The 10,504-nt window shown below is 71.2% G+C and carries 9 protein-coding genes and 1 pseudogene; 3 read left to right on the top strand and 7 right to left on the bottom strand.

Features of this window, described 5'->3' with window-relative positions; genetic code table 11:
• Positions 1-1,903: pseudogene (locus IY392_RS05845) on the bottom strand (helicase SNF2); the annotation flags it as partial.
• Positions 1,904-1,994: 91 nt separating this feature from the next.
• On the opposite strand from IY392_RS05845, the gene IY392_RS05840 reads away from it, so the two are divergent.
• The 3 genes from IY392_RS05840 to IY392_RS05830 all read left to right on the top strand — a co-directional run bounded on the left by IY392_RS05840 (position 1,995) and on the right by IY392_RS05830 (position 4,071).
• Complete coding sequence (locus IY392_RS05840; RefSeq protein WP_182613254.1) at positions 1,995-2,342, top strand: helix-turn-helix transcriptional regulator; 348 nt, start codon at positions 1,995-1,997, stop codon at positions 2,340-2,342.
• 84 nt (positions 2,343-2,426) lie between these two features.
• Positions 2,427-3,410: an SRPBCC family protein gene (locus IY392_RS05835; RefSeq protein ID WP_107757460.1), complete on the top strand. Its 984-nt coding sequence runs from the start codon at positions 2,427-2,429 to the stop codon at positions 3,408-3,410.
• Between the two features lie 73 nt (positions 3,411-3,483).
• Entirely contained in the window at positions 3,484-4,071 is a 588-nt protein-coding gene (locus tag IY392_RS05830; RefSeq protein ID WP_107757461.1) for a dihydrofolate reductase family protein, read from the top strand.
• Positions 4,072-4,093: 22 nt separating this feature from the next.
• Here IY392_RS05830 and IY392_RS05825 read toward each other — a convergent pair whose 3' ends face one another.
• From IY392_RS05825 to IY392_RS05800, 6 genes are all read right to left on the bottom strand, one after another.
• Entirely contained in the window at positions 4,094-4,777 is a 684-nt protein-coding gene (locus IY392_RS05825) for a TetR/AcrR family transcriptional regulator (RefSeq protein WP_156607282.1), read from the bottom strand.
• A 35-nt stretch (positions 4,778-4,812) separates the two neighbouring features.
• Complete coding sequence (locus IY392_RS05820; RefSeq protein WP_107757463.1) at positions 4,813-5,865, bottom strand: PDR/VanB family oxidoreductase; 1,053 nt, start codon at positions 5,863-5,865, stop codon at positions 4,813-4,815.
• Between the two features lies 1 nt (position 5,866).
• On the bottom strand, positions 5,867-6,760 hold the full coding sequence (locus tag IY392_RS05815) for a metal-dependent hydrolase (RefSeq protein ID WP_107757464.1): 894 nt from the start codon (positions 6,758-6,760) through the stop codon (positions 5,867-5,869).
• A gap of 40 nt (positions 6,761-6,800) precedes the next feature.
• The gene (locus IY392_RS05810; RefSeq protein ID WP_231750361.1) at positions 6,801-8,555 is read right to left on the bottom strand and encodes an SDR family oxidoreductase; all 1,755 of its coding nucleotides are present in this window, start codon (positions 8,553-8,555) and stop codon (positions 6,801-6,803) included.
• Positions 8,552-9,445 (bottom strand): M24 family metallopeptidase, encoded by an 894-nt coding sequence (locus IY392_RS05805; protein ID WP_107758232.1) that lies wholly within the window; start codon positions 9,443-9,445, stop codon positions 8,552-8,554. The genes IY392_RS05810 and IY392_RS05805 overlap by 4 nt, the downstream gene beginning before the upstream one ends.
• Positions 9,446-9,524: 79 nt before the next feature.
• On the bottom strand, positions 9,525-10,504 hold a 980-nt coding region (locus tag IY392_RS05800), incomplete at its 5' end, for a DUF368 domain-containing protein (RefSeq protein ID WP_228549081.1).

Below are 10,504 nucleotides of genomic sequence, written 5' to 3'. Positions count from 1 at the left end.
GGTCCGACCAGAGCCCGGCCTGGCCGAGCCCGATCCGGATGTCACCCGCCCCGTCGACCCCGTCGGGCCCGCGGGCGCGGGCGGCGGACGCCGCGAGCGCCTCATCGAGCAGGGTGCGCAGTTCCCCGAAGCGCTCCAGGTCCACCGGGACCAGAACGCCATCGTCGGTGACGAACTCCGGTTGCCCGCTCACCACCGCCCGGAACACCGTGGCGAACGGCACCGGCCGCCCCTCGACGGTCACGCTCACCGACAGTCCCAGCCAGTCGATCCCGGACCGGTCCTCCTCGGCAGCCACCCGGATCCGCGGCCCCTCGGCGGCACGACGGATCTCCGGGACCCCCTCGTGCACGCTCACCCGCACGCCATCGAGGGCGCGTAGCGCGGCCACCCCGTCCGCCAGTAGCACCGCCGCGTCGTGCCCGGCGATCCGCACGCGTCCGGGAGCGACGATCCATCCCCACCCGGCATCCTCGGCTCTCCCCGCGAGATCCAGCGACTCGCGGTCCGCCAGGGTCAGCCCCGCGTCCCCCGGGTCCACGGGAGTCAGCGGCCGACGTCGTGTCGTCTCCGTGCCGTCGCCCATCCGCAACACCTCGAGCCTGGACCACTCCGCGAGGAGATCCGGCCCGTCCGCGGAACCGGGTCCGGCGTAGCGGCGGATCACCAGGTCGAACTCGACGCGGTCGAGTTCGGGCAACTCCAGGCGACCGGCCCTGTCGACGACGGGGAACGCGTCGGCCAGACCGGGGAGGAAGTCGCCGCAGAACTCGGCCACGGACCGATCCGGGATGGCCAGCTCGCGCCATCGGCGCAGATCGCGAGCCACCCCGTGGTCGAGCCGCCCGACGGGGCACAGCTCCAGCACCCTGTTGCGGACCACCGCGACGAGGTCACCGCGGTCACCCACGAGCGCGCCGGGCAGGGGTCGGTCGATCGCCTCACCGTCGGGCGTCGTCTGATCGCCGTCCGCCGTCATCACGTCGTCGTCGGTCATCATCGGGTCGCCGTCGGCGGGCAGCATCTCCGCCGCGGCGGTGACCACCACCTCCCGGCCGTCGGGCGACCAGGCCGTGAGCCCCACGCGCCGGCGTGGCCCGGGCCGGACGTCGTGCAGTCCGTCGCCGGGGACGATCTCCACCTCCGCCTCGGCAGCGGTGGCGATGAGCGGCCACAGCGCGGGTACCTCGGCATCGCACAGGTCCAACCAGACCCGGGCCTGACGACGACTACGAGCCAAGGCGTCCACGGCGCGGAACCAGCTGGTCTGCGCGGCGCTCATATCCGCTGTCCACCCGTAGCGCAGCCGGTCCCACTCGACGCCCGCCGACTTCCACCGGCCGCCACGGCCCGGCACGACGATGCGGGCGCGGAGCCGGTTGCCCAGCCCGGGCCTCAGCCCGCCCGTCCAGCCGTCGTCCACGGTCTCGTCCGCCACCACCGACAGCTGCAGGCCGTAGACCTCCGACTCGCGCGGCGGGGACTGCGTCACCATCTGGTGCAGCGTCTCCTCGATCCGCCTCCGCCAGTCGGTCAGTGGGGAATCGGGCACGGGGTAGTCGGATTCGGGGTAGTCGGATCCGGGGCAGTCGGATCCGGGATCGTCCGCCGCGGCGAACAGCATGAGCGCCGCGGCGTGCTTGCACCGCATTGCCACGGGGCAGGTGCAGGTGCTGAGCTTCGGACGGGACCAGCCGTCCTGATCGGGAGTCCCGAAGGCGACCTCGGTCCGGTACCGGCGGCCCCCACTTCCCGCGACCGAGGCCGACAGGGTCCGCGAACCAGGGGTGTATCCCACGTCGCCGATGGCGTCCGCATTGACGTACGGCCGCGACCGAGCCAGCGCCGCGGACCCCACGAACCGCTCGACCTCGGACTCCGGGACCCTCACGCTCGACCGCACGCCCCAAGGGTAGGGCCGACCCACGACACCGGGCGCGCGAGTTCGGCCGCACCGTTGACGTACTGACGACGCAGGCCTAATGTGAAACCAAATGGTTTCATATCACACGCACGGGGTGGATCTCAGTGACGACGACGTGGATCGGTTGTTCCGGGCGTTGGCCGACGCCACGCGCCGGGACATCGTCCGCCGCACGCTCACCGACGAGTACTCCATCTCCGATCTCGCCCATCACTACGACATGTCGTTCGCGGCGGTCCGCAAGCACGTCAACGTCCTCGAGGAGGCCGGGCTCGTGACCGACGACCGCCACGGCCGGGAGCGCCGCATCCGGGGCAATCCCGAGGCGATCCGCCGGGCCCAGAGCCTGCTGGACGGCTTCGAACGCCTCTGGCGGGGGCGCATCGACAGGCTCGACGCCTTACTCGCCGAGGACTGACCCCGAATCCGAACCCGACCCTCACCCTGACCACCACACCCAGACCGCACCCCGAGAGACCCACCACGAGGAAAGAGGCCGACCATGCCAGTCACATCCGTCGACAAGGACCTCGAGGAGTTGACGATGACCATCGTCGCCGACTTCCCCGTGACGGTCCGCCGACTCTGGGACGCGTATGCGGATCCACGCCAGCTCGAGAGGTTCTGGGGTCCGCCCCAGTGGCCGGCCACCTTCACCCGTCACGACTTCTGCCCCGGCGGCAGGTCCGAGTACCACATGACCGGACCCGACGGCACCCGCAGCGGCGGCTACTGGGAATTCCTCTCGGTGGTCGAGGGGGTCTCGTTCGAGGTCCTGGACGGCTTCACCAGCGCGGACGGCGTGCCCGATCCGGAGATGCCGACGATGCGGGCGGTGTTCTCCTTCGAGGAGACCGACAGCGGCGCTCGTCTGACCACCACAACGTACTTCGCCGGCCTCGACCAGCTCGAGCAACTCCTCGGCATGGGCATGGAGGAGGGCACCCGGTCCGCGATGGCCCAGATCGACGACGTCCTGACCGACCTGCGCTCCTTCGCCGCCGACCGAGCGGCCGGCGCACAACTCCTCGGGGACACGCAGGTCCGGATCAGCCGTGTACTGCGCGGGACACCCCGGCAGATCTGGGACGCGCACCATGACCCTGAGCTACTGAGCCGGTGGTTCCACGGACCCGACGGCTGGGCACTGGTCAGCTGCCGGGTCGCCTCTGCACCCGGCGAGATCACCCGCTTCGAGTGGGCCCCCGCCGCCGGCGTCGAGGGAGAGGCCTTCGCCCTGACCGGCGAGTTGCTCGCGTCCGATCCGCCGCACCGGGAGGTCTTCACCGAGACGATGGAGGGGGTCGAGGGCCCGCCCACGCACAACGAGCAGACGCTCACGGCCGTCGCGGACGGGACGCTGATGACGCTCGTCATCACCTACGACAGCGCCGAGCTCCGCGACATCATCCTCGGCACCGGAATGGTCGAGGGCATGGAGGCCGGCTACCGACGGCTCGAGACGGAGGTCCTGGCTCCCGGTTGAGCCGCAGCCGGAGACCGCCGAACAGCACGCCACCCCCCACAGGACGTCACCACTCCACAGCGAAAGGACCGCCATGCGCACGCTCATCATCACCGCCTTCATGTCCCTCGACGGGGTCATGGAGGCGCCCGGCGGGGAAGAGGGTTATCGCAACGCCGGATGGACCTTCCGGGACATCCCCTTCGACGAGGCCGCGTACGAGATCAAGGGACGCGAACAGGACGAGGCCACCGCGCTCCTGCTCGGGCGCCGCAGCTACCAGGCGTTCTCGCCGGTCTGGCCGAGCATGACGGAGGATTTCGCCCGGTACAACGAGCTGCCCAAGTACGTGGTGTCGTCCACCCTCACCGACGCGGACCTCGTGGACGACTGGGGACCGACGTCCATCCTGCGCTCGGTCGAGGAGGTGGCCGGGCTCAAAGAGAGCGACGGCGGCCCGATCATCGTCCACGGCAGCGCGACCCTCGGCCACGCCCTGTCCGAGGCGGGCCTGGTCGACCGCTACCACCTTCTGGTCTTCCCGCTCCTGCTGGGCGCGGGAAAGCGCCTCTTCGGCACGGCCGACGTCGACGCCATTCCGCTGGCCCTCACCGAGCACGAGGCCTACGGCAACGGCGTCCAGAAGATGGTCTTCGACGTCGTCCGGAAGGCGGGCGACTGACGACCGCGGAGGGAGGAGCCGGTCAGCCGAGTATCCGGGCGAGTGCCAGCATGCCCTCGTCCTCGGTCGGCAGGGTGACGCGGATGAGGGCCCTGAGGGTGGCCGTCAGCCGTGAGGCGAGTTCGTCGATCGTCTCGTCCTGATCTCCCCCGTCGAGCCAGGCGAGCGTCTGCACCTCGATGCACGTCAACCAGGAGCGGACGGTCAACCTGGCCAGGCGGGTCGGTTCGCCGATTCCGACGCGGCGGTAGATCTCCTGCTCAGCCCGCAGGAAGACCATCGAGACCACGGAATCGTCCGTGCCCGGGAGACGTGAGTTCCGCAGCAGCGCACGAGCGGGCAGCCTCACCTCCTGACATGTGTAGAGGAAGTCGTGGAGAACCCGGCCGAGTTCGGCGTCCTGATCGTCGGTGGTCTCGAGCCGGAGGCGGTCGACGAAATCCTGGGCGACGAGGTCCACAACGGACTGGAAGACCTCGTCCACCGACGAGTAGTGGCGGTAGAACAGCGCCCGGGACACACCCGCCCGGTTGACGATGTCCGCGACGGTGACCTTCTCGGAGATCGTCGCGGCGAACAGGGCGGACGCCGCTGAGGTGATCTGGCGCATCCGATCACGGGGCGGGAGCCGTCGACGCTGCCCGGAGGGCCCGTCGGCTCCCCGGCCGGACGTGGCGGTCCCGGTGTCGTCCCTCTGCCCACTCACGGGCACCACCCTAGTGGGGCGGGGTCGGCCGACCACTAGAGGTCCACGGTGAGGCCGACGCCCTCCGCGCGGTCCGTGCACAGCAGCATCTCCCGCGCCCCCGGCCGGCCGGGCCCGCCCGCGCGCCCGCGTCGCTCGACGGTGCCGTCGCACACCTGCACGCGGCAGGTGCCGCAGAACCCCTGGCGGCAGGAGTACGGGGTGTCGGGAACGGCGTCCAGGACGACGTCGAGCGCGCTCCGGTCGGCCGGGACCTGAAGCGTGAGTCCCGCGCGCGCCAGGGTCACGTCGAACTCCCGCCCGGAGATCACCGGTGGTGGCGCGAAACGCTCGTAGTGCAGTGGCGCACGGACCGGGCCCCGTGCCGTCCGTACCAGGTCGAGGAGCGGGGTGGGACCGCAGCAGTAGACGGCGGTGTCCGCGTCCGCCCACCCGAGAACCTCTTTGACCGACGGGTACCGCTCACGCTCCTCGTCGACGAGGAGCGTGAGCCGGCTCCCCGCGAGGGCGACCAGCTCGTCGAGGAACGGCATCGACGCGCGGGTCCGTCCGGCATAGACCAGGTGCCAGTCCAGCCCACGGGTCGCGCACTCGCGCGCCATGGTCACGATCGGCGTGATCCCTATTCCACCGGCGACGAGCAGCACCCGCGGCTCGCCGCAGAACGGGAACGCCGTCCGCGGACCCTGGACGCGCAGGACGTCCCCCTCGCGCACCCGCTCATGGATCTCCGATGAGGCGGCACCGACGCGCCGGACCGCCACCATGAGACGGGTCGGGTCGGCGCCGCACAGCGAATACTGTCGGCGCAGTCCGGACGGGAGGGTCAGGTCCAGGTGTGCCCCCGGTGACCAGGACGGGGTGGGCGTCCCGTCCGCCGGTTCGAGAACCAGCCCGACCACGTCGTCGGCGAGGCCCGGCGTGTCAACGACCCGCATCGGGCGCACCCGGTCGACCGGCCGGACCCGGTCGGTCGACCACCCCTCGGACCGCCCGGGCAGGAACGCCACCGACGCGATCGCGCCGAGCAGCCGGTACCCGAGGATCCCCTGACCGTCCGCCTTCAGTTCCCTCGGGATGGCCGCCATGTCAGTGCCCTGCCCGCGCGGCCGGCGAGGTGGCAAGGTAGCGGATCGCGGGTTCCACCGATCCCTGTTGGTTCGGATGGTATCCCCGACGCAGGTAGGGCACGATCTCGCGGAGCAGCAGGGCGGGGTGGGGCAGCAGGCCGCGTCGGGCCGCCGCCGCCCAGTCCCGCCACCGGGCCCTGCGGTCGACCTCGGGGTCGACGGCCATGAGGAACCGGACGCCCCGGACCCACAGCCAGAACAAGGCGGGGGTGACGAGGAGATAGGCGCGTACTCTACGGATGTATGAGCTGTCCAGGTGGGTGAGCAGATCAAAGCACACCGCGCGGTGCTCCACCTCCTCGGCGCCGTGCCACCGGAGCAGGTCGAGCATCGTGGGGTCGGCCCCCGCCCGGTCGAGCGCCGGGGAGTCGAGGACCCAGTCACCGAGGACGGCCGTGTAGTGCTCGATCGCGGCGATGAGCGCGATCCGCTCGACCAACCAGTTCTCGGCGCGACGCCCGCGGAGGTCACGGCCTCCGAGCAGGGTCCGGAACGCCCAGTCGACCTGCCGCGTGTAGGCGGCGACGTCGACACCGGCGGCCGCGAAGTGGCCGAGCACGCCGCCGTGGGCCTGCGAGTGCATGGCCTCCTGGCCGATGAACCCCAGGACGTCCTCCCGGACCCGGTCGTCCCTGATCATGGGCAAGGCCTCCTGGAGAACCCGTACGAACCAGTCCTCACCGGCGGGCAGCAACAGGTGCATGACGTTGAACGTGTGCGTGATGACCGGGTCACCGGGGATCCAGTGCCACGGCAGATCCGACCAGTCGAACTCGACCTCTCGGGCGACCAGAACGAGCTGCTCCTCGTCGTGCTGCGGGCGCCCGCCCTGCGTTCCGGTGGTGGTGGCCATGGGGTTCCTTTCCGGTTTCGTGCGGTGGGGAGGGTGGGGTTCAGCCCGGGGTGAGGTCGGCGCGCGCGAGAACGCGCAGCAACCCGGGTGCCAGTCCGTGGAGCCGCATCCCGATCCGGGACTCGGCGGTCACCGCGACGACGGCGCGGTTATCGTCGGCGGCGCGCACGATCGCACGGGCGACCTTCTCCGGGCTGTAGTTGCGCCGGGCGTACTGCCCGGACGCGGCGCGCCGGGTCCTCTCCTGGGAGTCCTCGTCCATGCCGACGTAGCGGGTGGAGCGGCTGATGCCGGTGTTGACGAAGCCGGGACACACCACGGTGACGCCGATCCCGTGGCGGGCCAGGTCGGCACGAAGGGACTCGCTCAGGGCCAGCACGGCGGCCTTGGTGGTGCCGTAGGCGGGCAGGATGCGCGAGGGGAGGAACGCCGCCGCCGAGGACACGTTGACGAGCTGGCCGCCGGTCCCGTGGTCGCGCATCATCTCGCCGAAGACCCGGCAGCCGTGGATGACACCCCACAGGTTGACGTCGATGACCGCCTGCCAGTCCCGGAGGGTGGTCTCGAGGAAACCACCACCCATCCCGATTCCCGCGTTGTTGATCACGACGTCCGGGACGCCGTGGCGCTCCTTCAGATGGTCGGCGAACTCCTGCCACGCGTCGGAGTCGGTCACGTCGAGCAGGTACGGCACACCCGTGCCTCCGACGAGTCCGACCTGGCGGGCCGTGCGCTCCGCGCCGTCGAGGTCGCGGTCGGCGATGACCACGGTGGCCCCGCGCGATCCGTACTCGACGGCCGTGGCGCGGCCGATGCCGCTGCCCGCGCCCGTGATGACGACGAGCTCTGCGAGCCGCCCGTCGACGGCCCGCGCGTTCTCCGTCCCCCCGGATCCGCTGACGGACCGTATGTGCTCGTCGACCAGTGCGGCGACCACCGCGGGCCGGTCGCTCACCACCCAGTGCCCGCCGACGACGGGACGCACGTGGACGTCCTCCGCACCGAGCCGCGCGCATTCCTGCAGGGCGGGCGTGACGAACACGTCCCGGGTCGGGGTCAGGACCTGCACCGGGACCGAGGTGTGACGCCGCCGGGGGCGTAAGAGGTGGCGGCGCATGTTGGCGCGGTACATCTCGAGCCCGTTGACCAGATCGCGCTCCGGGCGCGCGACATCGTCCGGGGACACCTCGGCGGCTCCGCGTCCGATCGCGACGATCCGGCGCCCGAGCCCGGCCCCCACGCTGCTGCGCCACAGGGCCTCGGGCAACCACGGGAGGTGGAACCATCCGATGTAGGTGGAGGACAGGGACTGGGTGAGCATCGGGGCGGTGCGCTCGCGCCCCTCGCCGGTAATCCACAGGGCGACCAGGTCGAGGCACGGACCCGAGATCGACGTGAAGCTCGCCGCACGCGAGGCCGCGCCGTCCCCGGTGACGGCGTGCCACGTCTGGATCGATCCCCAGTCGTGCCCGAGCAGGTGCACCGGCCTGTCCGGAGACACTGCGTCGATGACGGAGTCCAGGTCGGCGGCGAGCTGGTCGGTGGAGTAGCCGGCCCGCGAGGAGGGCGCCTCGGAGTCCCCGGCACCGCGGACGTCGTAACTGACGACCCGGTAGCGGTCGGCGAGTTCGTGGGCGAGGCCGTCCCAGACGCTGCGGTTGTCGGGATAGCCGTGGATGCAGACGAGGGTCGGGGCGTCGGCCGGGCCGGTGATCGAGACCGCAAGAGAGAGGCCGTCGGTGGTCGACACGGTGGTCAGCTGTGTGTCTGCGACCTGCCTATCGGCGCCGCTCACGCCGCGGCCTCCGAGGTCGTCGTGGTCTCGGGCGTCCCCGGAGCCTCCCCCGACCCGCAGGCCAGACCCTGCCGCCTCCACCGGCGCACGTGGGGGGTCTCGTCGTCGAGCCACACGGCCGACCCGTCCGGCCGTACCAGCAACGCCTCCTCGAACTTGACCCCGACGTCGCGGAAGCCGATGTGCGGTTCGACCGCCCACAGCCCGGGTTCCGGGCGGTGGTCGGAGATCTTCCCGGACGCCCACAGCGGTGACCGGTTGTGCGCACGCTCGACCATGAGGTCGCCGACGAGCGTCCGCACGGCGCGACTGCCGAAACCGAACGCGATGAAGCGGGGGATGCGGGACTCGATGTCGCCGACCTGATGGGCGATGACTCGACCGGGGTAGACGCGGTGCCGGTTGTCATATCCCTGCCGACGGATGAGCTCGTCGACCTCGAGGTAGACCTCACGCAGTGTCGCGCCCTCGGTGATGAGTCGCGGGATGAGGTCCCGGTGGGCGGCCAGATCGGTCATCAACTCGTCGTGGATCGCGTTCTCGCCGAGGACGCGGGCGTAGCCGATGTCCCCCACGGCGCGGTCCAGGACCGGTGCGACGTCCAGGATGTAGGGCATCCCCTCGCCCAGTCGGCGACGGGTCGGGAAGAAGTGAACGGGCGTTGCGAAGCCGCGGAAGGCGGTCCGGTCGCCGAACCACGCGAACGGGGTGTGGAACCACTCGCGTACTCCCCGGTCGGTGAGCCACTCGTGCAGCCGCGCGGCCACCTCTCGTTCGGTGACCCCCTCGTCGAGGGTCGCGGCAACGCTCTCGGCGCAGTCGTAGGACAGTCGCTGCACGGTCCGGTAGCGCTGCAGGAACGTGGCATCCGTCACATCACTATGAGACATGGCGTCCATCATAGACACCATGTCTCATTAAGCAAGGGCTGTCCCGCGGACAGCTCGAGCCGGCCTGTCGGGGAGCTTCCTATTCACGATCCTCGAGGGCCGTGACCCGCGGGTCCGGGTCGGTCGTCGCGGCCTTGTCGGCGACCACCCGCTCGACGACCAGGACGATCACCACCACCACGACGCCGGCGGCCACCGCGGCCAGGACCACCGGCCAGTCGGAGCCCGGAGCCAGGACGTCGGCCTCCTCGGTCTGCCACGGCCACAGGGCTCGCAGGGACCCGAGCATCAAGCCGGCCATGGCGATGAGTGTGGGCTTGCGGAAGTCCTCCAGCAGCCGGTCGAGGATCTTGACGAACAGAGAGATGCCGACCAGCGCGCCGAGCGCGAACACCCCGAGGTAGGCGACGTTCCGGTCGTCCACCGCGCCGAGTGTCGGGGCGTACAGGCCCATCGCCAGCAGCAGGTACGAACCCGAGACCCCGGGCAGGACCAGCGCGCAGATCGCCACCGCCGCGGCCACGAACACCAGCAGGTAGGAGGGGTCGCTGATCGCCCCGCTCGGCAGCCCGGACAGCACGAACGCCAGTGCCGCACCGCCCGCGAAGATCAGTCCCAGCGCCCAGCTCCGTCCACCCGGGGTGGCCCGCGCCATCCCCAGCGGCACCGCGATACTCGCCGCGACCATGCCGAGGAACAGGCCGCGGGCGAGCTCCGGGCTGCCCTCGACGAAGCCCTTGAGGACTCCGGCCAGGGTGAAGACCATCGCGAGCATGCCGACGGCGAGCGGCAGTAACAGCCACCAGTCCACGTGGCGGAAGGCCGCCGCCGTCCGCTCCCGACGGTCCGGACCGAGGACCGCCGACCTCATCCCGTCCACCACGTGCGCGCCGGAGTCCAACAACCGCGGGTACACGCCGGTCACCAGGGCGACGGTGCCGCCCGAGACGCCGGGGACAAGCTCGGCCATGCCGATCAACCCGCCCCGGATTCCGTTACCGACCACCCCGAGCGGTCCGGGCCGGGCGGGCAGGGGCGACCGCGGGTCCAGATCCGCGT

Origin of the sequence: Dietzia sp. SYD-A1, assembly GCF_015356725.1 — a bacterium.
Taxonomy (GTDB): Bacteria; Actinomycetota; Actinomycetes; order Mycobacteriales; family Mycobacteriaceae; genus Dietzia.
This window is presented reverse-complemented; position numbering and strand designations above follow the sequence as displayed.

What these genes read in the sequence shown, in the direction of transcription:
- IY392_RS05840 (WP_182613254.1), top strand. Translation starts at nt 1,995, where the DNA reads ATGGTTTCATATCACACGCACGGGGTGGATCTCAGTGACGACGACGTG.
- IY392_RS05835 (WP_107757460.1), top strand. Translation starts at nt 2,427, where the DNA reads ATGCCAGTCACATCCGTCGACAAGGACCTCGAGGAGTTGACGATGACC.
- IY392_RS05815 (WP_107757464.1), bottom strand. Translation starts at nt 6,760, where the DNA reads ATGGCCACCACCACCGGAACGCAGGGCGGGCGCCCGCAGCACGACGAG.
- IY392_RS05805 (WP_107758232.1), bottom strand. Translation starts at nt 9,445, where the DNA reads ATGTCTCATAGTGATGTGACGGATGCCACGTTCCTGCAGCGCTACCGG.
- IY392_RS05820 (WP_107757463.1), bottom strand. Translation starts at nt 5,865, where the DNA reads ATGGCGGCCATCCCGAGGGAACTGAAGGCGGACGGTCAGGGGATCCTC.
- IY392_RS05830 (WP_107757461.1), top strand. Translation starts at nt 3,484, where the DNA reads ATGCGCACGCTCATCATCACCGCCTTCATGTCCCTCGACGGGGTCATG.